At 60.1% G+C, this 22,284-nt stretch carries 18 protein-coding genes; 11 read left to right on the plus strand and 7 right to left on the minus strand.

The features are described from left to right. Positions 1 to 24 precede the first annotated feature (24 nt). The 4 genes from AB4O12_RS18820 to AB4O12_RS18835 all read right to left on the minus strand — a co-directional run bounded on the left by AB4O12_RS18820 (position 25) and on the right by AB4O12_RS18835 (position 5,685). On the minus strand, positions 25 to 1,068 hold the full coding sequence (locus tag AB4O12_RS18820; protein ID WP_016772907.1) for an ABC transporter substrate-binding protein: 1,044 nt from the start codon (positions 1,066 to 1,068) through the stop codon (positions 25 to 27). 48 nt (positions 1,069 to 1,116) lie between these two features. Beyond that, positions 1,117 to 2,241: an ABC transporter ATP-binding protein gene (locus tag AB4O12_RS18825; RefSeq protein WP_041476689.1), complete on the minus strand. Its 1,125-nt coding sequence runs from the start codon at positions 2,239 to 2,241 to the stop codon at positions 1,117 to 1,119. Between the two features lie 333 nt (positions 2,242 to 2,574). After that, positions 2,575 to 3,204, minus strand: coding sequence for a response regulator (locus AB4O12_RS18830; protein WP_041476690.1), 630 nt, complete (start codon positions 3,202 to 3,204; stop codon positions 2,575 to 2,577). An 84-nt stretch (positions 3,205 to 3,288) separates the two neighbouring features. Next, positions 3,289 to 5,685 carry a PAS domain-containing sensor histidine kinase gene (locus AB4O12_RS18835; protein WP_460059430.1) on the minus strand — a complete coding sequence of 799 codons (2,397 nt, stop codon included), beginning with the start codon at positions 5,683 to 5,685 and terminating at the stop codon, positions 3,289 to 3,291. Between the two features lie 73 nt (positions 5,686 to 5,758). Between AB4O12_RS18835 and AB4O12_RS18840 the strand changes: the two genes are divergently transcribed. After that, a complete protein-coding gene (locus AB4O12_RS18840) occupies positions 5,759 to 6,745 on the plus strand; it encodes an alpha/beta hydrolase family protein (protein WP_460059432.1) in 987 nt (328 codons plus the stop codon). Positions 6,746 to 6,868: 123 nt separating this feature from the next. Here AB4O12_RS18840 and AB4O12_RS18845 read toward each other — a convergent pair whose 3' ends face one another. The 3 genes from AB4O12_RS18845 to AB4O12_RS18855 are packed head-to-tail and all read right to left on the minus strand — an operon-like array spanning position 6,869 to position 9,325. Beyond that, positions 6,869 to 7,636 carry a TerB family tellurite resistance protein gene (locus tag AB4O12_RS18845; RefSeq protein ID WP_252876997.1) on the minus strand — a complete coding sequence of 256 codons (768 nt, stop codon included), beginning with the start codon at positions 7,634 to 7,636 and terminating at the stop codon, positions 6,869 to 6,871. Between the two features lies 1 nt (position 7,637). Continuing rightward, on the minus strand, positions 7,638 to 8,309 hold the full coding sequence (murU, locus tag AB4O12_RS18850) for an N-acetylmuramate alpha-1-phosphate uridylyltransferase MurU (RefSeq protein WP_460059435.1): 672 nt from the start codon (positions 8,307 to 8,309) through the stop codon (positions 7,638 to 7,640). Next, positions 8,306 to 9,325 carry an aminoglycoside phosphotransferase family protein gene (locus AB4O12_RS18855; protein ID WP_252886886.1) on the minus strand — a complete coding sequence of 340 codons (1,020 nt, stop codon included), beginning with the start codon at positions 9,323 to 9,325 and terminating at the stop codon, positions 8,306 to 8,308. The genes murU and AB4O12_RS18855 overlap by 4 nt, the downstream gene beginning before the upstream one ends. 130 nt (positions 9,326 to 9,455) lie before the next feature. Between AB4O12_RS18855 and AB4O12_RS18860 the strand changes: the two genes are divergently transcribed. From AB4O12_RS18860 to AB4O12_RS18905, 10 genes are all read left to right on the plus strand, one after another. Beyond that, on the plus strand, positions 9,456 to 12,254 hold the full coding sequence (locus AB4O12_RS18860; RefSeq protein ID WP_095181412.1) for an LPS-assembly protein LptD: 2,799 nt from the start codon (positions 9,456 to 9,458) through the stop codon (positions 12,252 to 12,254). Then, positions 12,229 to 13,551 (plus strand): peptidylprolyl isomerase SurA, encoded by a 1,323-nt coding sequence (surA, locus tag AB4O12_RS18865; RefSeq protein ID WP_310219021.1) that lies wholly within the window; start codon positions 12,229 to 12,231, stop codon positions 13,549 to 13,551. The genes AB4O12_RS18860 and surA overlap by 26 nt, the downstream gene beginning before the upstream one ends. Beyond that, on the plus strand, positions 13,548 to 14,537 hold the full coding sequence (gene pdxA, locus AB4O12_RS18870) for a 4-hydroxythreonine-4-phosphate dehydrogenase PdxA (protein ID WP_016772897.1): 990 nt from the start codon (positions 13,548 to 13,550) through the stop codon (positions 14,535 to 14,537). The genes surA and pdxA overlap by 4 nt, the downstream gene beginning before the upstream one ends. Continuing rightward, entirely contained in the window at positions 14,534 to 15,352 is an 819-nt protein-coding gene (gene rsmA, locus AB4O12_RS18875; RefSeq protein WP_016772896.1) for a 16S rRNA (adenine(1518)-N(6)/adenine(1519)-N(6))-dimethyltransferase RsmA, read from the plus strand. The genes pdxA and rsmA overlap by 4 nt, the downstream gene beginning before the upstream one ends. A gap of 113 nt (positions 15,353 to 15,465) precedes the next feature. Continuing rightward, positions 15,466 to 15,846, plus strand: coding sequence for a Co2+/Mg2+ efflux protein ApaG (apaG, locus tag AB4O12_RS18880; protein ID WP_457265089.1), 381 nt, complete (start codon positions 15,466 to 15,468; stop codon positions 15,844 to 15,846). Continuing rightward, a complete protein-coding gene (locus AB4O12_RS18885) occupies positions 15,846 to 16,727 on the plus strand; it encodes a symmetrical bis(5'-nucleosyl)-tetraphosphatase (protein ID WP_460059440.1) in 882 nt (293 codons plus the stop codon). Before apaG ends, AB4O12_RS18885 begins: the two co-directional genes overlap by 1 nt. Positions 16,728 to 16,760: 33 nt before the next feature. Next, positions 16,761 to 17,090, plus strand: coding sequence for a thiosulfate sulfurtransferase GlpE (gene glpE / locus AB4O12_RS18890; protein ID WP_095181409.1), 330 nt, complete (start codon positions 16,761 to 16,763; stop codon positions 17,088 to 17,090). 295 nt (positions 17,091 to 17,385) lie between these two features. After that, positions 17,386 to 19,308 carry a PrkA family serine protein kinase gene (locus AB4O12_RS18895; RefSeq protein WP_016772892.1) on the plus strand — a complete coding sequence of 641 codons (1,923 nt, stop codon included), beginning with the start codon at positions 17,386 to 17,388 and terminating at the stop codon, positions 19,306 to 19,308. A 119-nt stretch (positions 19,309 to 19,427) separates the two neighbouring features. Next, positions 19,428 to 20,699, plus strand: a complete 1,272-nt coding sequence (locus AB4O12_RS18900) for a YeaH/YhbH family protein (RefSeq protein ID WP_039757709.1) — start codon at positions 19,428 to 19,430, stop codon at positions 20,697 to 20,699. Beyond that, on the plus strand, positions 20,696 to 22,258 hold the full coding sequence (locus tag AB4O12_RS18905; protein WP_460059443.1) for a SpoVR family protein: 1,563 nt from the start codon (positions 20,696 to 20,698) through the stop codon (positions 22,256 to 22,258). The genes AB4O12_RS18900 and AB4O12_RS18905 overlap by 4 nt, the downstream gene beginning before the upstream one ends. Positions 22,259 to 22,284: the final 26 nt, after the last annotated feature.

Here is a 22,284-nt window from a genome sequence, read left to right on the forward strand (position 1 = left end):
AAGCCATCGGTCCGCATGCTTGGCTTATTTGGCAGCCCAAGAGTTGAAACGCTGTTCCAGTTGCTCGCCGTTGTCAGCCCAGAAGCTGACGTCGATCTGCACCTGGTTGGCGATGTTTTCCGGGGTGGTCGGCATGTCTTTCAGGACATCCTTGGCCAGCAGCGGCACAGCCTGGGTATTGGCCGGGCCGTAGGCGATGTTTTCCGAGTAGGTCTTCTGCTGCTGCGGCTGCACCGAGAAGGCAATGAACTTCTTCGCCGCTTCGGCGCGCTTGGCGTCCAGACCTTTCGGGATGGCCCAGGCGTCGAAGTCGTAGATGCCGCCGTTCCATACCACTTTCAGGTTGGATTCTTTCTGCACCGCCGCAATGCGACCGTTGTACGCCGAGCTCATCACCACGTCACCGGAAGCAAGGTATTGCGGCGGTTGCGCACCGGCTTCCCACCATTGGATGCTCGGCTTCAGCTCATCAAGTTTCTTGAACGCGCGATCCTGGCCACCCTTGCTCGCCAGCTCTTTGTAGACGTCTTTCGGCGCCACACCATCGGCCATCAGCGCGAATTCGAGGGTGTACTTGGCGCCTTTGCGCAGGCCACGCTTGCCCGGGAATTTCTTGGTGTCCCAGAAATCCGCCCAACTGGTCGGCGCGGTTTTCAGCTTGTCGGCGTTGTAAGCCAGTACAGTCGACCAAACGAAGAAGCCCACGCCGCAAGGCTGAATCGCGCCTTTGACGTAGTCTTCAGTCTTGCCGAACAGCGCCGGGTCGAGTTGTTCGAACATGTCTTCGTCGCAGCCACGGGACAGCTCTGGCGATTCAACTTCGACCAGATCCCACGACACGCTCTTGGTGTCGACCATGGCTTTGACCTTGGCCATCTCGCCGTTGTATTCGCCAGCGACGATCTTGCCGTTACCCGCCGCTTCCCAGGGTGCATAGAAGGCTTTGACTTGCGCCGCCTTGTTCGCCCCGCCAAACGACACCACGGTCAAGTCCGGGCCGGCGGCCATTGCGCCGGTCGCACCCATCAGGCCCAGAGTCAGGGCGGTGAACTTCAGGGATCTCAACATTTATTGTTCTCTCCACGTGCAGGGTTGGTGTTGGTATTGCCGGGGCGCTTAGTGCGCCTCTAAAAGCGGATCGAGCGCACGAACGTGCTCGACCTGCCAGCCAAGCGGTACCACGTCGCCGACGCTGAGCGCAGGATCGAGCTCGGCAATCGGTTGTTTCACGAAGAAGTCGGTCTTGCCGCAGACTTCCAGGCGCACCCGGACGTGGTCGCCCAGATAGATGAATTCCGCCACCCTCCCTGAGAAGCGGTTGACGCATTGATCGCTCGAACCGTTGAGGCTGACGCGCTCCGGACGGATCGACAGGGTCACCGGCTCGCCGGTCTGGCCAACGTTGACTGCCAGTGCCTCGACCTTTTCGCCACGACCCAACTCGACCACACAGCGCTCGCCGCTCTGGCTGAGCAGGCGGCCGTTGAGGCGGTTGTTCTCGCCAATGAAGTTGGCGACGAAGGTGTTTTTCGGTTCTTCGTAAAGCGTGCGCGGTGGCGCGATCTGCTGGATCTCGCCTTGATGGAACACCGCGACGCGGTCGGACATGGTCAGTGCTTCGCCCTGGTCGTGGGTCACGTAGACCACGGTCACGCCGAGGCGCTGGTGCAGGTGCTTGATCTCCATCTGCATGTGTTCACGCAGTTGTTTGTCGAGGGCGCCCAGCGGTTCGTCCATCAACACCAGTTGCGGCTCGAACACCAACGCGCGGGCCAGTGCCACACGCTGCTGCTGACCGCCGGACAACTGCGCCGGATAGCGCGAAGCGAAGGCATCGAGCTGAACCATGCTGAGGACTTTCTTCACCCGCTCGCTGACATCGCTTTTATTCAGGCCGCGCACGGTCAACGGGAAAGCAAGGTTCTCCGCGACAGTCATGTGCGGGAACAGCGCGTAGTTCTGGAACACCATGCCGATATCGCGCTTGTGCGGCGGCACGTTGTTGATCGAACGCCCGGACAGAAGGATTTCACCGGCGGTCGGCGTTTCGAATCCGGCGAGCATCATCAGGCTGGTGGTCTTGCCGGAACCGGACGGCCCGAGCAGGGTAAGAAATTCGCCCTTGCGAATGTCCAGGTTGAGGTCTTTGACGATCAGGTTCTCGCCGTCGTAGCTCTTCTGCACACCACGAAAGCTGACCAGCACATCACTGGTCCCTGCGCTTGTATCGACCTGGCTCATACCCACACCTTTGTTGTTGATGACTGCTTGTTCATCAAGCCTAGTGGCTGGCGGCGGCCACGCAAATCGGGGTGCAGGAGAGAATCGCTTAAGCGCAATGGAAGGTTGGGGGTAGGGATTGCCCTACAAGGATGGCGCGTTTGGGCAAACGCAGCGGCAAGGGGCAAGCTGCAAGCCGCTAGTAAAGGCAAAAGCGTCTGTCGCTAATGGATATGCCAACTCCGAACCTGTGGGAGCGAGCCTGCTCGCGAATGCGGTGGGTCATCAAACTGAATGGCTGACTGTTACGCCGCCTTCGCGAGCAGGCTCGCTCCCACATGAGGGCGGTGACGGTCAAAGGAGTTTGTGCTCCATCGCATATTTCACCAGCTCCGCCAGCGAGGTGATGTTGAGCTTCTGCATCAGCCGCGCCTTGTGCGTGCTGATGGTCTTGCTGCTCAAGGCCAGTTGCTGGGCGATTTCGTTGACGTTCGCGCCCTGAGCGAGGCGCTCGAACACTGAGAATTCGCGTTCTGACAACAGCGAATGCAGCGGGCGGGTATCGGTCAGGCCGACTTCGAAGACCATGCGGTCGGCCAGTTCCGGGTCAATGTAACGCCCGCCCGCTGCGACTTTGCGGATCGCCGTGAGCAGCAGCGCCGGATCGCTGTCCTTGGTCGCATACCCGGCCGCGCCGACCTTCAACGCGCGCGCGGCCATTTGCGCTTCGTCGTGCATCGACAGCACCAGAATTGCTGGCGGATTGTTCAGCGCCCGAATGCGCGGGATCGCTTCCAGGCCATTGACCCCGGGCATGGAGATGTCCAGCAGCACCACCTCGCAAGGTACGCTGCGCAGGGTTTCGAGCAGTTGCTCGCCATTGCTCGCCTCCCCCACCACTTGCAGATCCTTGGCCAAGCCGATCAATTGCTTGATGCCCTCGCGGACGATGGTGTGGTCTTCAGCTACCAATACACGGATCACGTTGTTCTCCAGATTTCAGGTACACACCAGTCCCTGTGGGAGCGAGCCTGCTCGCGAAGGTGTCAGCACTCACAATACAAAACTTCAGACCTCACTTACCGGCACCCACACTTGAAGACTGGTGCCCTCCCCCGGCTCACTCACCAGCTCCAGCCGCCCGCCCATGATCAGCACCCGCTCACGCATGCCGACCAGACCAAACGAGGTCGGCCGACCCTCGGCGGCGACAAATCCTACGCCATCATCGCTGACGGTCAGACACAATTCATCGCCCGCAAGCACCAGCGTCAGCTCCACCGTGTGCGCCTGAGCATGGCGCATCACGTTGGTCAGCGCCTCCTGCAAAATCCGGAACAGCCCCACCGCCTTGGCATCGCTGAGCGCCGGCAGGTTGTCCGGCACCTGCACCAGACACGGAATCTGCGTGCGCGCCTCGAACCGCCGCGCCTGCCACTCGATCGCCGAGGCAATCCCGGCATCCAGAATCGGCGGACGCAACGCGGTCGCCACATCGCGCACCAGCTGAAACAACTGCGCGATCAGGCGCTTCATGCTGTTGAGCCGCTCGTTCAGACCCGGATCGAGTTGCGCGTAGGCCAGTTCGCACATCGATGTCTCCAGTTTCAGCACGGTGAGCATCTGCCCCAGCTCATCATGAACTTCCCGGGCGATACGCGCCTTCTCTTCTTCGCGCACGCTCTCCAGATGCGCCGACAATTCGCGCAGTTGCTCGCGCGAGGCGGCCAGTTCCAGCTCGATGCGTTTGCTTTCGCTGATGTCCCAGACGATGCCGTCCCACACATAGGCGCCGTCCTCCAACTGGCGGGTGATCGCCTTGATCTCGGCCCAGCGTTGCTCGCCCTGGCGCGTGACGATGCGGCCCTGCCACGACCAGTCGCTGTCAGTGTCCAGCGCCTGATCCTGGGTACGGTGATAACTGGCCCTGTCATCGGGGTGCACCAGGCTGCGCAGGCCCATGTCGCGATGGGCGATGGCTGCCGGTGCGTAGCCGACCAGACTTTCGCTGCCCTCACTGATGTAGGCAAAGTCGATCTGCCCGGTGACCGGTGCCCGCTCCAGCCTGAACACCAGACCCGGAACGTTGGCGGCGATGCCTTGCAGGCGCGCCTCGCTTTCCTGCAAAGCGGCGAGCGCGCGGCGGCGGTCGGTGACGTCGGTGAGGTAGACCACCAGATATTCACTGTCGCGAAAACGCAGAAAGCTCAGGGAAACGTCCGCCGGCAGCACGCTGCCATCGGCGCGCAGGCAGCTGGTTTCGAAGCTCAGCGGCCCTTCTTCACTGGCCCGCGCACGCTTCCACAGATTGAGCCAGCGATCCATGTGCAGGCCGGGCTCGAAATCGATCAGCGGCCGTTCGATCAGCCCGCCCGAGGGATAGCCGAGCATGTTTTCCGCCGCGCGGTTGGCGTAGCGCACATGGCTGTCCCAATTGACCCAAAGAATGCCGACGGTACTTTGGTCGATGGAAAACTGCGTCAGTCGCAGGGCCTCTTCGCTGGCGGCGCGCAACGCGATGTCCTCGCGGGCGCTGAGCAAGCGTTGTTCGAGGCTGTGTTGTTGGCGCCGCTGCCAGACCACGATGGCCGCGCAACTGAGCAGCATCACCGCGAACAACAGGCTGAGGTTCTGCCAGAACCCCGGCGACTCGGTCAGCCGTGGGTATTTCGGTTGCAGCCATTGGTTGTGCAGTTGTTCCAGGTCCTTGGCCGGTATTGCGCGCAAGGCGCTCTGGACAATGCCGGCCAGTTCCGGCCAATCGCGGCGCGAGGCCACACGCAGCAGCTGCGGCAGGCCGATATCGCCGACCACCACCAGTTCGGCAAACTCCGGCTCCACCGACAGACGCCCCAACTGCGCTTCGTCGACCACTGCGTAGGAGGCTTGCTGACTCAACAGCAGTTGCAAGGCCTGACGCTCCAACGGCACACCTTGCAAATTCAAGTGCGGATAGTTGCTGCGCAGGTAATCGGCGGTGCTGCTGGGCATGCGCACGGCGACGCGGGTCTGGCTGTCGAGTTTTTCCAGATCGACCGCGCCGCTGCTTTTCTGATCGCTGACCACCAGTTGCGGCACGCGCATGTACGGGTCGGAAAACTGCCAGAGGCGCAGCGCGCTCGGGGTCTGGCTGAGGCCCGGGGCGATGTCGATCTCGCCCTCGCGCAAAGCGTTTTCCAACTGCCCGAGATCCTGAAAGTTGCGCCAGCTCAGTTCCACGCCGAGGGTTTTGGCCAGCAGCTTCATCAATTCGACGTTGGCCCCGGACAATCGCTGCAGGCGCCGATCGTAGGTCGCATAGGGCGCCTGCAACACCAGGCCGACGCGCAATTCGTTGTGCTGCGCCAGCCATTGTTGCTGCTCTGGCGACAATTGCGCGGCATGGCCCGGCGGCGCAGGCGCCGCCCAGCCCATCAAGGGAAACCACAAACAGCCGATAACCCACAGGCAGCAAAATCGCTTCATTGAAGTCTCATACACTGACAAATTCTGACCAACCCATTAGGCTGCCGGGATACTTTCTGGCCTGGAATAACCGATGCCCTCTGTCTACCGCCTGGCACTGCCAGCATTGTGCCTGTCGCTGATCCTGCCTTGTGCGTTTTCCGCCGAAGCCGCCGACCCGGCGCCCGCCGCCACGGATAAACCCGCCGAGGAAAAACCGGCCGAGCGCCAGCTACTGCTTGAGCGTAGTCAGGAAGAGGCCGCCGCACTGCAACGTAAACTGCCGGCGCAAGAGCAGCAACAACTGCAGGCTGGCAGCGACACTTTCCTCGCCCTGTGGAAACCGGCCAACAGCGCCGAACCCAAAGGTGCGGTGATCATCGTCCCCGGTGCCGGCGAAACCGCTGACTGGCCGCAGGCAATCGGCCCGTTGCGACGCAAATTGCCGGACGTCGAGTGGAGCAGCCTGAGTATCACGCTGCCGGATCTGCAAGGCGACGCCCTTGCTCCGCGCGTGATCGAACCGGCCGCGGCGCCGAAAGCCCCGGAAACCACAAGCAAGGATGCCACCACCGCGCAACCGATCGAGCAAGCCGCTGGTGGGGAAGCGGAAGTTGCCGAACAGGTGGTCGCCGAGACCAGCGAAGAACAAGCCAAGGCCGATGCCGATCGCATCTTCGGACGCATCGACGCGGCGATTGCCTACGCCGAACAGCAGAGCGCGCGCAGCATTGTCGTGCTCGGCCACGGCACCGGCGCTTATTGGGCGGCGCGTTTTCTCAGCGAGCGGCAGACGCCGCAGGTGGAGAAACTGGTGATGGTTGACGCGCAAGCACCAGCCAAAGCCCTGCCGCCACTCGCCGAACTGACGCCGACACTGAAGCTGCCGACGGTGGATATTTTCTACATGGACAGAGCGCTGGATCGCAACGCAGCGCTGGAGCGCATGCAGGCGAGCAAGCGCCTGAAGACCTCGGCGTTCAGCCAGGTGGCGCTGAAGGTGTTGCCGGACAAGAAGGCTGAGCAGGAACAGTTGTTTCGGCGGGTGCGGGGCTGGTTGAATCCTCAGGCTGTTGACTGACTGTCACACCGAATCGCCCTTAATTCGCGAGCAGGCTCGCTCCCACATTGGATCTATGCACAATTCAATGTGGGAGCGAGCCTGCTCGCGAAGGGGCAAGCACAAGCAACACCCATCTAACTTCTAGCGAAAATCCCGCCGCTCGCGAATCAGCGTATAGGCGTTATGCAATTCCCGCGTACGCTCGGTCGCGTCACGCACCTGCGCCGGGGTCGCCCCGCTGCCGGCGATTTTGTCCGGGTGATGGCGACTGAGCAATCGCCGGTAAGCGCGCTTGATCTGTGCCGGCTCGCTGCTCGCCGACACCCCAAGCAGCTTCATCGCCTCCTGATAGCTCACTGCCGCACTGACGATCGGCCGCTTGCCCGGCTCGTAATCGCTGGCCAGCGCTTGCACCTGCTGCGACGTCCAGCCGAGCCACTTGCCCCACTGCGCCAGCAACTCGCGTTCGCTGACCCCGGCGCGACCATCAGCCCAAACCATTCGCCAACAGGCGCGCAACACACCTTCGGCCGCGTGCGGTTGCGCACTCAAACGACGCAGATAGCCGCGCAGATTGTCGCTGCCGGACTTGCCGCGATTGAACGCGGCAATCGCCCGCCGAGTCGCCGGCTCGCTCATTTCCAGCGCGCGCATTTCATTGCGCGCCTGCTGGATATGCCCGTCAGTGACGCGCCCGTCGCTCTTGGCCAGACGCCCGAGCAACACGAACAGCAGTTCATCGTTACGCAGCATCGGCCGGCCGCCGAGCTTTTCGCGCAAGTGTCCCCAGCTCTGCAAGTGCAGGCGCCGATCCAGCGCCTGCCCCAACAACGCCCCAAGCATGGCCCCCGGAATGCTGGCAATCGCGTACCCCACTCCGGCTCCAATCAGAGTCCCTGGCCACAGCATCTCAGCGACTCGCTTCTATCAGGGCTTCGGCTTCGGCCAGACGCTCGTGGGTACCGACATCCACCCAATGCCCCTTCAGCCGCTCGCCCGTCACTTCATCTTTGGCCATGGCCTTGCGCAGCAGAGGCGCGAGCTTGAAGGCGCCATCGCTGCAACCATCGAACAACTGCGGATGCAGCACGGCGATGCCGCTGTAGGTCAGCGTCTGCGCATCAGGCTCGCCGTCCTGCACTTTGCCGTCGATGAGAGTGAAGTCGCCTTTCGGGTGATGCGCCGGATTGTCCGCCAGCACCAGATGCGCCAGGCCATTGATCGGCTGGTGCAGCACGCTGAAGTCGTAATCGGTCCAGATGTCGCCGTTGACCACCAGAAACGCATCGTCACCAAGTAACGGCAGCGCACGGAAAATCCCGCCACCGGTTTCCAGCGGCTCGCCTTCCGGCGAGTACTGGATACTCAGGCCGAAACGCGAACCGTCACCCAGATGATCCTCGATCTGCTGACCAAGCCAGGCGTGGTTGATGACGACTTCGTTGAAACCTGCGGCCGCGAGGGCGTGCAGGTGATACTCGATCAGCGGCACGCCAGCGGCACGCACCAGCGGTTTCGGCGTAGTCAGGGTCAGCGGGCGCATGCGCTCGCCTTTGCCCGCTGCCAGAATCATTGCCTTCATGCCGTCGCTCCAGCACGCAAGCTGCTGAACAGCGCTTGCAGTTCCGCCAGTTCAGGGCGGCGCGCGATCACTGCTTCTATATAAGTGAAGAAGCGCGGCACATCGGCCAGATAACGCGGCTTGCCATCGCGATGGCAGATACGCGCGAAGATGCCGATGACTTTCAGGTGACGCTGCACGCCCATCAAGTCGCTGGCGCGCAGGAAGTCTTCGAAATCAGCTTGCACCGGAATGTCCAGTGCCGAGGCTTGCTGCCAATAACTTTCCAGCCAGCCGCGTACACGTTCTTCCGGCCAGCTGAGGAAAGCGTCCTTGAACAGGCAAGTCACGTCGTAGGTCACCGGGCCGTACACCGCGTCCTGGAAGTCCAGCACGCCAGGGTTCGGCTCGCTGAGCATCAGGTTGCGCGGCATGTAGTCGCGGTGCACCAGCACTTTCGGCTGCGCCAGCGCGCTGTCGATCAAGAGCTCGCTGATGTGCTGCCACTGTTGCTGCTGGGCCGCATCGAACTCGACGCCCAGCTCATGCTTGACGTACCACTCGGGGAACAACTCAAGCTCACGACGCAACAAGGCGACGTCGTAACTGGGCAACGGCGCAACCATCGGCAACTGTTGAAAAGCCAACAGCGCTTGCAGGGCATCGTGGAATAACGCGTCGGCATTTTCGCCATCGATGACGTCGAGATAGGTCTTGTTGCCCAGGTCATTGAGCAAAAGAAAACCGCGTTCGAGGTCTTCGGCGTAAATTTTCGGCACATTAATTCCGGATTTCGCCAGCAAAAAAGCGATATCCACGAACGGTTTGCAGTTTTCCTGGGGTGGCGGCGCGTCCATCACGACGAAGCTGCGACCATCGCCCTCCCAGCGGAAGTAGCGGCGGAAACTCGCGTCGCTGCTGGCCGCGGTCAACGTGGCCGGGGGCACGGTGCCCCAGCCCTGCTCGGCAAACAACTTTGCCAACTGCTCATCGAGCCAAACTTTCAGGTGTTGCAAGCGTACATCTTGGTCAGGCATTGCAAGGGTCTCCGACGGCGCTAGCCGTCAAGCGGGTCATGCTTTATTATCCAGCATCTTTTTCAGACCATCGAGAGGCGTGCGGCCCACACCGCGGGCAGATGGCACGCAGGAAGCCCGGACTAATAAGATGGCATTGAAATCCCCCGCGTTTCGTAAAAAATTTCCATTGTTGGTAACCGGCAGTCTGCTGGCTATGCAACCTCTGGCCAGTCAATTCGTTGTTGCCGCCGAGCAGTATGACTGCTCCGTCTCGGCTACGGGTGGCTGGGACTGTGCGCCCAAGTCGCCCGCCGCGGCATTGCCGCCGCGTCCGGTGCATGACGGCAGTGCCGTCAGCGCCGCCGGCGAGCCTGCGGCCGACAAGGGTTCCGACGCCGACACTGGCGCGAAAACCGCACTGGTCACCGAGTCCAAGGGCCGTGGCCTGAAATCCCGTAGCGAAGACTACAGTCACCTCGACTGGGTTCCGCGCGAGAAGCTCACCGCCGCGCAATTGGCCGAGACCGGTCCTTACTGCTCTGGTTCCTATATCGAACCGATTCGTCCTGGCATGAATGACAAGACGAATAAAAGTGACGCGCCGACCTTCATCGGTGCCAAAGCGTCGCGTTACGAGCAGGACACCCAGGTCGCCAGCCTTGCCGGTGACGTGATCATGCGTCAGGGCAGCATGCAGGTCGAAGCCGACGAGGCCAATCTGTATCAGGCCGAGAGCCGTGGCGAACTGGCCGGCAACGTGCGCATCCGCGACAACGGCGCGCTGATCGTCGGCGACCACGCCGATGTACAGCTCGACACTGGTGAAGCCAAGGTCGACAACGCCGAATACGTGATGCACAAATCGCGCATCCGCGGTAACGCGCTGTATGCCAAGCGTGCCGAAAACGCGATCATCCGCTTGAAGGACGGCACGTACACCACGTGCGAACCGAACAGCAACGCGTGGCAGCTCAAGGGCAACAACATCACCTTGAACCCGGCGACCGGTTTCGGCACCGCGACCAACGTGACGTTGCGCGTCAAAGACATCCCGATTCTGTACACCCCGTACATCTACTTCCCGATCGACGACCGTCGCCAGTCAGGCTTCCTGCCGCCGACCATCGGTTCGGGCAGCGACACCGGCTTCATGCTGGTCACCCCGTACTACTTCAACCTGGCGCCGAACTATGACGCCACGTTGTACCCGCGTTACATGAGCAAGCGCGGCATGCTGGTGGAGGGTGAGTTCCGCTACCTGACCAAGTCGAGTGAAGGTCAGTTCGGTGCGGCGTACCTCAATGATGAGAACGACGATCGCAAGCTTCAGTCCGACTACAAAGACACTCGCTATATGTACAACTGGCAGCACAAGGGCGGGCTCGATTCCCGTGTGCTCACAGAAGTTGATTACACCAAGATCAGCGATCCGTATTACTTCCAGGATCTGCAGACCGATCAGATTGGTGTGAAGAGCGATGATTTCGTCAATCAGCAGGGTGCGGTCAGCTACCGTGGCGACAACTACACCGCACGCCTGAATGCTCAGCAATATCAGCTGGCTACCGTTTCCAACATCACACCGTATGGTCGTCTGCCGCAGATCACCTTCAATGGTCAGCTGCCGTACCATCCGGAAGGTCTGAATTTCGATTACGAGACCGAGCTGGTTCGTTTCGATCGCGATCTACGTGATGGCGACTTCATCAATGAAGATGGCATTGCCGAGCGTCGTCTGGACACAAACATCAGCGGTCTGGCCCGCGCTAACGGTGATCGCCTGAATCTGAAGCCGGGCGTCAGCCTGCCGATGAACTGGACCTATGGTTTCCTCAAACCATCGTTGAAGTATCAGTACACGCAGTATCAGCTTGATCTGGATAACACCGGCAAATCCCAGATTGATGCGCTGTCGCCGGAAAACCAGAAGCTTTACGGCAAGTTCGACAGCAACCAGAGCCGCGGCGTCCCGATTGCCAGCATCGACAGCGGCCTGTATTTCGATCGCGATACTTCCTACTTCGGCAAGAATTACCGCCAGACTCTGGAACCACGCCTGTTCTACCTCTATGTTCCCGAGACAGATCAGGAAGACATTCCAGTATTCGACACCAGCGAATATACCTTCAATTACTCTTCGCTGTTCCGCGACAACCGCTTCTCCGGCGCCGACCGTGTAGGCGACGAGAACAAACTATCGCTGGGCGTTACCAGTCGCTGGATCGAAGAAAACGGGTTTGAACGTCAGCGCATCAGCGTGGGCCAGGCGTACTACTTCAAGAACCGCGAAGTGCAATTGCCTGGTATCGATGCGAAAACTCGTGAAGACTCCAAATCCAGTGTTTCGCCGTACGCGCTCGAATATGAATACCGCTGGAACCGTGACTGGCGCGCCACTGCCGATTACAACTGGGATCCGGACAGCCGCAGCCCGCGCTCCGGCAGCGCGATGTTCCATTACCAGCCTGCGGACAACCCGAACAAGGTCATCAACGCCGGTTACCGCTATCGCAACGACCAGGTTCGATACGATCAGAATACTGGTCAATGGTCGGTGGGCGGCGGCGACTACGGCACCCCGGGTCAACCTGGCTACGTGAAGGACTACTACAAGATCCAGCAGCATGACTTCTCGGTCATCTGGCCGATCGTTCCGCAGTGGAACGCCATCAGTCGCTGGCAGTACGACTACAACCGCAATCGCACGCTGGAAGCCTTCGGTGGTTTCGAATACGACAACTGCTGCTGGAAACTGCGCCTGATCAACCGTTACTGGGTCGCCTATGACGAAAACAGTCAGAACGCCCCGGAAAACGAAAAAGGCGACCATGGCATCTTCCTCCAAATTGTTCTGAAGGGACTCGGCGGCCTGACTGGCGCCAAGGTAGAGAGCTTCCTCGACAAAGGCATTCAAGGTTATCGTGAACGTGAAGACCAAGCTTTCTGATTGTCTGCGCCCGCTGCTGCTGGGCGCGCTGTTCCTGGGTACGGCGGCCAACGCCGCCGTACAGTCCATCGATAAAGTGGTGGCGATCGTCGATAACGACGTGGTCATGCAGAGCCAACTGGACCAGCGCGTTCACGAAGTTCAGCAGACCATCGCCAAGCGCGGTGGCGGTCTGCCGCCTCCGGGCGTGCTCGATCAGCAAGTGCTCGAGCGTCTGATCGTCGAAAACCTGCAACTGCAGATCGGCGAACGCTCGGGCATCCGCATCACTGACGAAGAGTTGAACCAGGCTGTCGGCACCATTGCTCAGCGCAACAACATGAGTGTCGATCAGTTTCGTGCTGCGCTCGCTCGTGACGGCCTGAACTATGACGACGCCCGTGATCAGATCAAGCGCGAGATGATCATCAGCCGTGTGCGTCAGCGTCGTGTGGCGGAGCGTATCCAGGTGTCCGAGCAGGAAGTGAAGAACTTCCTCGCCTCCGACCTCGGTAAGATGCAGCTGTCCGAAGAACTGCACTTGGCCAACATCCTGATTCCGACCCCGGAAAGCGCCAACTCTGAAGCCATTCAGAGCGCTTATCGTCAGGCGATGGATGTATACCAGCAGCTCAAGCAAGGCGCCGACTTCGGTCAGATGGCCGTGGCCAAATCCGGTAGCGACAACGCGCTGGAAGGCGGCGAGATGGGCTGGCGTAAAGCCGCACAACTGCCACCTCCGTTCGATCGTGAGCTGAGCAGCATGGCGGTTGGCGACATCACTCAGCCTGCGCGCACGCCGGGCGGCTTCATCATTCTGAAGCTGCTGGGCAAACGTGGCGGCGAAGCGCAGATGCGCGACGAAGTGCATGTCCGCCACATCCTGGTCAAGCCGAGCCCGATCCGCGACGAAGCCAAGACCAAGGCACTGGTGCAATCGTTGTATGACCGCATCACCGCCGGCGAAGACTTTGCCGAGCTGGCGAAAAACTACTCGGAAGATCCGGGTTCCGCCCTCAACGGCGGCGACCTGAACTGGATCGACCCGAACGTGCTGGTACCGGAATTCCGCGAAGTGATGGCTTCGACCCCACAAGGTCAGCTGTCCAAGCCATTCCAGACCCAATACGGCTGGCACGTGCTGGAAGTCCTTGGCCGTCGCGCCACTGACGGCACCGAACAGGCCCGTGAGCAGCAAGCAATGACTGTACTGCGTAACCGCAAATACGATGAAGAGCTGCAAACCTGGCTGCGTCAGATCCGTGACGAAGCATACGTAGAGATCAAACTCCCTGGTGCAGACCAGGCAGCGCAGTGAAACCCAAGCGTTTCGCGCTGACACCCGGCGAACCGGCCGGCATCGGTCCCGACCTGTGCCTGCTGCTCGCCTCGCAAGCCCAGCCACATCCCCTGATTGCCATCACCAGCCGCGACCTACTCCTTGAGCGGGCCGCGCAGCTGGGGCTGGCCGTCAGTCTGCTGGATGTCGCGCCGGGGCAGTGGCCAGATGTTCCAGCACCGGCCAACAGCCTGTACGTCTGGGACACGCCGCTCAGCGCACCGGTAATCGCCGGGCAACTGGACAAGGCCAACGCTGCATTCGTCCTCGAAACCCTGACCCGCGCCGGCAACGGATGCCTGAACGGTGATTTCGCAGGGATGATCACCGCGCCCGTGCACAAAGGTGTGATCAACGAGTCGGGCATCGCGTTCTCTGGACACACTGAATTTCTCGCCGACCTGACGCACACCGCGCAAGTAGTGATGATGCTGGCCACTCGCGGTTTGCGCGTGGCGCTGGTCACCACCCACCTGCCCCTGCGCGAGATTGCCGACGCGATCACCCCGGAGCGGCTGGAGCGGGTCACGCGAATCCTGCACGCCGACCTGCAAGACAAATTCGGCATCGCCCGGCCCCGCATCCTGGTCTGCGGTCTCAACCCGCATGCCGGTGAAGGCGGCCACCTGGGCCATGAAGAAATCGACATCATCGAACCGACATTAGAGCGCCTGCGCGGCGAGGGCATGGACCTTCGTGGCCCGCTGCCTGCCGACACTCTGTTTACCCCCAAATATCTGGAGCACTGCGACGCAGTGCTGGCGATGTACCACGACCAGGGCTTGCCCGTGCTCAAGTACAAAGGCTTCGGCGCTGCCGTCAACGTGACGCTGGGCCTGCCGATCATCCGCACCTCGGTCGACCATGGCACCGCCCTGGATCTGGCCGGCAGCGGCAGGATCGATACCGGCAGCCTGCAAGTCGCCCTGGAAACCGCCTACCAGATGGCCGAGACCCGTTTATGAACGAGCAATATCAACACAAGGCGCGCAAACGCTTTGGTCAGAACTTCCTGCACGATGCCGGCGTTATCGACCGCATCCTGCGCTCCATCCATGCCAAGCCTGACGATCGCCTGCTGGAAATCGGCCCCGGTCAGGGTGCGCTGACCCAAGGTTTGCTGGGCTCCGGCGCGCAACTCGACGTAGTGGAGCTGGACAAGGATCTGATCCCGATCCTCAACCAGCAGTTTGCCGGCATGAGTAATTTCAACCTGCATCAGGGCGATGCGCTGAAGTTCGACTTCAATACACTGAACGCCGCGCCAAACAGCCTGCGGGTGGTCGGCAACCTGCCGTACAACATCTCCACGCCGTTGATTTTTCACCTGTTGAACAACGCCGGCATCATTCGCGACATGCACTTCATGCTGCAGAAAGAAGTGGTCGAGCGCTTGGCCGCAGGCCCGGGTGGCGGTGACTGGGGTCGTCTGTCGATCATGGTCCAGTACCATTGCCGCGTGGAACATCTGTTCAACGTCGGCCCGGGCGCATTCAACCCGCCGCCGAAAGTCGACTCGGCGATCGTTCGTCTGGTGCCCCACGCGGTACTGCCGCACCCGGCCAAAGATCACAAGTTGCTGGAGCGCGTGGTGCGCGAAGCCTTCAATCAGCGCCGTAAAACCTTGCGCAACACCCTCAAGCAATTGCTCAGCAATGCCGAAATCGAAGCCGCCGGCGTCGATGGCAGCCTGCGTCCCGAGCAGCTGGATCTGGCTGCATTCGTGCGTCTGGCCGACCAGCTCGCGATACAGGTCCCGGCCACTCCTGCCGCCGACTGACTCGCGATGAACGCTATCGGGCAGCACACCACTCTGGTTTACTGCCCGATACTTGCCTAGACTGATTCCCCATCAGCTACGCCCCGCGTTCCGCTTCGTTAAGGCCTTCTTGCATGTCCGATTCCCGTTATCAGGTCGATGTCAGCGTCGTCACCCGCTATCTGCCAGACCAATCGCAACCCGAACACGACCGTTTCGCCTTCGCCTACACCATCACCGTACAGAACAACGGCGAGGTTGCGGCCAAGCTTCTGTCCCGGCACTGGGTGATCACCGATGGTGACGGCCATGTCGAACACGTGCGCGGTGAAGGCGTCGTCGGCCAGCAACCGTTGATCGATGCAGGCAAGAGCCACACGTATACCAGCGGCACAGTGATGACCACCAAGGTCGGCACCATGCAGGGCACTTATCAAATGCTCGCCGACGACGGCAAACATTTCGATGCCGTCATCAAACCGTTTCGCCTCGCCGTGCCCGGAGCCCTGCACTGATGACGACGTATGCCGTCGGTGACCTGCAAGGCTGCCTCGAACCGCTCAAGTGCCTGCTCAAACAAGCTGCCTTCGACCCGGCGCTTGACCGGCTGTGGCTGGTCGGCGATCTGGTCAACCGTGGCCCGCAGTCGTTGGAAACCCTGCGTTTTCTCTTTGGCATGCGTGAGTCGCTGGTCTGCGTGCTCGGCAATCACGACCTGCACCTGCTGGCCGCCGCGAAGAAGATCGAGCGTTTGAAGAAAAGCGACACACTGCGCGAAATTATCGAGGCCCCCGATGGGCCGCAGCTGATGGAATGGCTGCGCCAGCAGAAGCTGATGCATTACGACGAGACACGCGATGTTGCGATGGTCCATGCCGGCATCCCGCCGCAATGGTCGCTGCGCCGTGCGTTGAAGTGCGCCGCCGAAGTCGAGACCGCCCTGCGTGACGATAACGTATTCCCCGCCTACCTTGACGGTATGTACGGCAACGAGCCGGCAAAATGGGACAACGACCTCAAAGGCATTGATCGTCTGCGAGTGATCACCAATTACTTCACACGCATGCGCTTTTGCACCGCCGAGGGCAAGCTCGACCTCAAAAGCAAGGAAGGCCTCGACAGCGCCCCACCCGGCTACAAGCCGTGGTTTCAGCACAAGGAGCGCAAGACCAAAGGCCTGCGCATCATCTTCGGTCACTGGGCGGCGCTCGAGGGCAATATCCACGAGCCGGGCATTTCCGCGCTGGACACCGGATGCGTCTGGGGCGGCAGCCTGACGCTGATGAACGTCGACAGCGGCGAACGCCTTTCATGCAAATGCGACGAGCACGGCGGGCTTGCGCCATCAGTCGCCCCACTCTCCCCTAACGATTCGCCCGTCAACGCCTCGCGTTAGACTGCGCCTTCAGTTGAGCACAGGAACTTTGTCATGACCGAATTCAAACGAATCCCGCCGGAACAGGCGCAGGCCCTGCGTGAACAGGGCGCAGTCGTAGTCGACGTACGCGATCCAGCGACCTTCGCCGCGCTGCACATCAGCGGCTCCAAACATCTCGACAACCATTCCCTGCACGCTTTCATTCAAGGCGCCGACCTCGATGCACCGACCGTCGTGGTCTGCTACCACGGCAATTCCAGCCAGGGCGCAGCCGCCTATCTGGTCAGCCAAGGCTTCTCCGACGTTTACAGCATGGACGGCGGCTTTGAGCTGTGGCGTACGACTTATCCGTCGGAAACCGCGCAAGGCACCGCCGAATAATTTTTTGCGCAGCGCAGGCCCCGGCTGCCGTGGGCCTGCGCGCGGCAGACGAACGGTCTGCCACAACTAATTACGTATCTCGCCTTTACCTCTCGAATTCCCAACTATCCTTAAGCGCAGGCCATCCAAAACAGGGGAGAGCCGGTACACCGGCGCGCGGGTCATCGGGAGTAGCTTTCGCGGTTTGTCGACCGTGGGAGAATTCTGGGGGGTAAACAGCAGCTGCCACAGCGACTGCTGCCAGCATCGACTGAGTGATCCGGCGTCGGCTCCACGTATCGAGCGAGGTGACGTCATGAGTATCTTTAGCCACTTCCAACAACGCTTCGAATCCACACGCCAGGAAGAACTCTCTCTGCAGGAGTACCTGGAGCTGTGCAAAAACGATCGCAGCGCCTACGTTTCCGCCGCCGAACGTCTGTTGATGGCGATCGGCGAACCGGAACTGCTCGACACTTCGACCAATTCGAGGCTGTCGCGCATCTTCTCCAACAAGGTGATCCGCCGCTATCCGGCCTTTGAAGACTTCCACGGGATGGAAGAATGCATCGACCAGATCGTCTCGTATTTCCGCCACGCCGCCCAAGGCCTGGAAGAGAAGAAACAGATTCTTTATCTGCTCGGCCCCGTCGGTGGCGGTAAATCGTCCCTGGCCGAGAAGCTGAAACAGCTGATGGAGAAAGTGCCCTTTTATGCCATCAAGGGCTCGCCGGTCTTCGAGTCGCCTCTGGGTCTGTTCAACGCCACCGAAGATGGCGCGATCCTCGAGGAAGATTTCGGCATTCCACGGCGCTACCTGAACACCATCATGTCGCCCTGGGCGACCAAGCGCTTGGCCGAATTCGGCGGCGACATCAGCCAGTTCCGCGTGGTCAAGCTGTACCCGTCGATCCTCAATCAGATTGCCGTGGCCAAGACCGAACCCGGTGACGAGAACAACCAGGACATCTCGGCGCTGGTCGGCAAGGTCGATATCCGCAAACTCGAAGAATTCCCACAGAACGACGCTGACGCCTATAGCTACTCCGGTGCGCTGTGCCGGGCCAACCAGGGCCTGATGGAGTTCGTCGAGATGTTCAAGGCGCCGATCAAGGTGCTGCACCCATTGCTGACTGCTACCCAAGAGGGCAACTACAACAGTACCGAAGGCCTCGGCGCGATTCCGTTTACCGGCATCCTGCTGGCTCACTCCAATGAATCGGAGTGGCACACCTTCCGCAACAACAAGAACAACGAGGCGTTCATCGACCGGATCTACATCGTCAAAGTGCCGTACTGCCTGCGCGTCAGCGACGAAGTGAAGATCTACGACAAACTGCTTTTCAACAGCTCCCTGTCCAAGGCGCACTGCGCACCGGACACCCTGAAAATGCTCGCGCAGTTCACCGTGTTGTCGCGCCTCAAGGAGCCGGAAAACTCCAACATCTATTCGAAGATGCGCGTCTACGACGGCGAAAACCTCAAGGACACCGATCCGAAGGCCAAGTCGATTCAGGAGTACCGCGATTCGGCCGGTGTCGACGAAGGCATGAACGGCCTGTCGACCCGCTTCGCCTTCAAGATTCTCTCCAAGGTATTCAACTTCGATCCGCATGAAATCGCCGCCAACCCGGTGCACCTGCTCTATGTGCTGGAACAACAGATCGAACAGGAACAGTTCCAGGCCGAAACCCGCGAACGTTACCTGCGCTATCTGAAGGAGTACCTGGCGCCGCGCTACATCGAGTTTATCGGCAAGGAAATCCAGACCGCTTATCTGGAGTCCTACAGCGAATACGGCCAGAACATCTTCGATCGCTACGTGCTGTACGCGGATTTCTGGATTCAGGATCAGGAGTATCGCGACCCGGAAACCGGCGAGATCCTCAACCGCGTAGCCCTGAACGAAGAGCTGGAAAAAATCGAAAAACCGGCCGGCATCAGCAATCCGAAGGATTTCCGCAACGAAATCGTCAACTTCGTCCTGCGCGCCCGGGCCAACAACAACGGCAAGAACCCGACCTGGCTCAGCTACGAAAAACTGCGGGTGGTCATCGAGAAGAAAATGTTCTCCAACACCGAAGACCTGCTGCCCGTCATCAGCTTCAACGCCAAGGCCAGCAAGGAGGATCAGCAGAAACACAACGACTTTGTTACGCGAATGGTTGAACGTGGCTACACCGATAAACAGGTACGCCTGCTGTCCGAATGGTACCTGCGGGTCCGCAAGTCGCAGTGAGGCAGCTGCAAGCTATAAGCCACAAGCTGCAAGAACAAAGCGTGTGAACCCTGAAACACGGGCATTTGCTTCCACTTGCAGCTTGCAGCTCAAAACTTGAAGCTCCCCGGAGGGGCCTTATGAGCTATGTGATCGACCGACGCCTCAATGGCAAGAACAAGAGCACGGTAAACCGTCAGCGTTTTCTGCGGCGTTACCGTGACCACATCAAAAAGGCTGTCGAAGAGGCAGTCAGTCGCCGCTCCATTACCGATATGGAGCACGGTGAGCAGATCAGCATTCCCGGTCGCGACATCGACGAACCGGTGCTCCATCACGGACGCGGCGGCAAACAGACCGTGGTGCATCCCGGCAACAAAGAGTTCACGGCCGGTGAACATATCGCCCGTCCACCGGGCGGCGGCGGTGGGCGCGGCCCGGGCAAGGCCGGCAATTCAGGCGAAGGAATGGACGAGTTCGTCTTCCAGATCACTCAGGAAGAGTTCCTCGAATTCATGTTCGAAGACCTTGAATTGCCGAATCTGGTCAAACGCAACCTGACCGGCACCGACACGTTCAAAACCGTCCGCGCCGGGATCAGCAACGAAGGTAACCCTTCACGCATCAATATCATCCGCACGTTGCGCTCGGCTCATGCGCGTCGTATCGCCCTGTCCGGCAGCAGTCGCGCGAAACTGCGCGAAGCCAAGGAAGAGCTGGCGCGGCTCAAGCGCGAAGAACCGGACAACTTCGGCGATATTCAGGAACTCGAAGCTGAAATCGAGAAACTCAGCGCGCGCATTCACCGCGTGCCGTTCCTCGACACCTTCGACTTGAAATACAACCTGTTGGTCAAGCAACCCAATCCCAGTTCCAAAGCAGTGATGTTCTGCCTGATGGACGTGTCCGGTTCTATGACGCAGGCCACCAAGGACATCGCCAAGCGCTTTTTCATCCTGCTGTACCTGTTTCTCAAGCGTAACTACGACAAGATCGACGTGGTGTTCATCCGTCACCACACCAGCGCCCGGGAAGTGGACGAAGAGGAGTTTTTCTATTCTCGTGAGACCGGCGGCACCATTGTTTCCAGCGCCCTGAAGCTGATGCAGGAAATCATGGCCGAGCGCTATCCGAGCAACGAGTGGAACATCTACGCCGCTCAGGCCTCCGATGGCGACAACTGGAACGACGATTCGCCGATCTGCCGCGACATCCTGATCAACCAGATCATGCCGTTTGTGCAGTACTACACTTATGTGGAGATCACCCCGCGCGAACATCAGGCCCTGTGGTACGAATACGAACGCATCGCCGAAGCCTTCTCTGACACATTTGCCCAGCAGCAACTGGTCTCGGCCGGAGATATCTATCCGGTCTTCCGTGAACTCTTCCAGCGCAGGTTAGTGACATGACCGCCAAAGAGCAGAAGCGCCAACCCATATCCACCGGCTCCGAATGGACATTCGAGCTGATCCAGACCTACGACCGCGAAATCGCCCGGATCGCGGCCCGTTACGCGCTGGATACCTATCCCAACCAGATCGAAGTGATTACCGCCGAGCAGATGATGGACGCCTATGCCTCGGTGGGCATGCCGTTGGGTTACCACCACTGGTCCTACGGCAAACACTTCCTCAGTACCGAAAAATCCTACAGTCGCGGACAGATGGGCCTCGCCTACGAGATCGTCATCAACTCCGACCCGTGCATCGCCTATCTGATGGAAGAAAACACCATCTGCATGCAGGCGCTGGTGGTGGCTCACGCCTGCTATGGCCACAACAGTTTTTTCAAGGGCAACTACCTGTTCCGCACCTGGACCGATGCCAGTTCAATCATCGATTACCTGGTGTTCGCCAAGCAGTACATCATGCAGTGCGAAGAGCGCCACGGCATCGATGCCGTGGAAGACCTGCTCGATTCCTGCCATGCCCTGATGAATTACGGTGTCGACCGCTACAAGCGCCCGTATCCGATTTCCGCCGAAGAAGAGCGCCGGCGGCAGAAGGATCGCGAAGAGCACATGCAGCAGCAGATCAATGATCTGTGGCGCACCATTCCCAAAGGCGCGGACAAATACAGCGACAAGGACAACGCCCGCTTCCCGGCCGAACCGCAGGAAAACATCCTCTATTTCATCGAGAAACACGCGCCGCTGCTGGAACCCTGGCAGCGCGAGATCGTGCGCATCGTGCGCAAGATCGCCCAGTATTTCTATCCGCAGCGCCAGACCCAAGTCATGAACGAAGGCTGGGCAACGTTCTGGCATTACACGCTGATGAATGACCTGTATGACGAAGGCCTGGTGACCGACGGCTTCATGATGGAATTCCTCACCTCGCACACCAGCGTGGTGTTCCAGCCGGGTTTCGACAGTCCGTACTACAGCGGTATCAACCCCTATGCATTGGGTTTCGCCATGTACCGCGACATTCGGCGCATGTGCGAAGAGCCTACCGAAGAGGATCGCCGCTGGTTCCCGGACATCGCCGGTTCCGACTGGCTGTCGACCATCAAGTTCGCCATGAGCAGTTTCAAGGATGAGAGCTTCATCCTGCAGTACCTGTCGCCCAAGGTGATCCGTGATCTGAAGCTGTTCAGCATTCTCGATGACGACCAGAAAGACGACTTGCTGGTGCCGGCCATTCATGATGAGGGCGGCTACCGCATCATCCGTGAAACCCTGGCAGCGCAATACAACCTCGGCAATCGTGAGCCGAACGTGCAGATCTACAGCATCGATCGGCGCGGTGATCGCTCGCTGACCCTGCGCCATCAGCAGCACGACCGCAAACCCTTGGGCGACTCCACCGAAGAAGTCCTCAAGCATCTGCACCGGCTCTGGGGCTTCGACATTCATCTGGAAACCCTGCAAGGCGACCAGATCATGAAAACCCATCACGTGCCGCCACGCAGTGAACACAGCGAAGGCGATTACGGCCGGCTCGATCTGGCCGTGATTCATCTTTGATCCGGTTCCGGCCTCCGAAAGTCTGA

The organism is Pseudomonas sp. S2_A05 (genome assembly GCF_054668485.1).

Bases quoted from the DNA above. Each gene is read 5' to 3' on its own strand.
- AB4O12_RS18885 (WP_460059440.1), top strand. From the start codon at position 15,846: ATGACGACGTATGCCGTCGGTGACCTGCAAGGCTGCCTCGAACCGCTC.
- AB4O12_RS18895 (WP_016772892.1), top strand. From the start codon at position 17,386: ATGAGTATCTTTAGCCACTTCCAACAACGCTTCGAATCCACACGCCAG.
- AB4O12_RS18860 (WP_095181412.1), top strand. From the start codon at position 9,456: ATGGCATTGAAATCCCCCGCGTTTCGTAAAAAATTTCCATTGTTGGTA.
- AB4O12_RS18825 (WP_041476689.1), bottom strand. From the start codon at position 2,241: ATGAGCCAGGTCGATACAAGCGCAGGGACCAGTGATGTGCTGGTCAGC.
- AB4O12_RS18905 (WP_460059443.1), top strand. From the start codon at position 20,696: ATGACCGCCAAAGAGCAGAAGCGCCAACCCATATCCACCGGCTCCGAA.
- AB4O12_RS18900 (WP_039757709.1), top strand. From the start codon at position 19,428: ATGAGCTATGTGATCGACCGACGCCTCAATGGCAAGAACAAGAGCACG.
- rsmA (WP_016772896.1), top strand. From the start codon at position 14,534: ATGAACGAGCAATATCAACACAAGGCGCGCAAACGCTTTGGTCAGAAC.
- apaG (WP_457265089.1), top strand. From the start codon at position 15,466: ATGTCCGATTCCCGTTATCAGGTCGATGTCAGCGTCGTCACCCGCTAT.
- AB4O12_RS18840 (WP_460059432.1), top strand. From the start codon at position 5,759: ATGCCCTCTGTCTACCGCCTGGCACTGCCAGCATTGTGCCTGTCGCTG.
- murU (WP_460059435.1), bottom strand. From the start codon at position 8,309: ATGAAGGCAATGATTCTGGCAGCGGGCAAAGGCGAGCGCATGCGCCCG.
- AB4O12_RS18820 (WP_016772907.1), bottom strand. From the start codon at position 1,068: ATGTTGAGATCCCTGAAGTTCACCGCCCTGACTCTGGGCCTGATGGGT.
- AB4O12_RS18845 (WP_252876997.1), bottom strand. From the start codon at position 7,636: ATGCTGTGGCCAGGGACTCTGATTGGAGCCGGAGTGGGGTACGCGATT.
- AB4O12_RS18855 (WP_252886886.1), bottom strand. From the start codon at position 9,325: ATGCCTGACCAAGATGTACGCTTGCAACACCTGAAAGTTTGGCTCGAT.
- AB4O12_RS18835 (WP_460059430.1), bottom strand. From the start codon at position 5,685: ATGAAGCGATTTTGCTGCCTGTGGGTTATCGGCTGTTTGTGGTTTCCC.
- glpE (WP_095181409.1), top strand. From the start codon at position 16,761: ATGACCGAATTCAAACGAATCCCGCCGGAACAGGCGCAGGCCCTGCGT.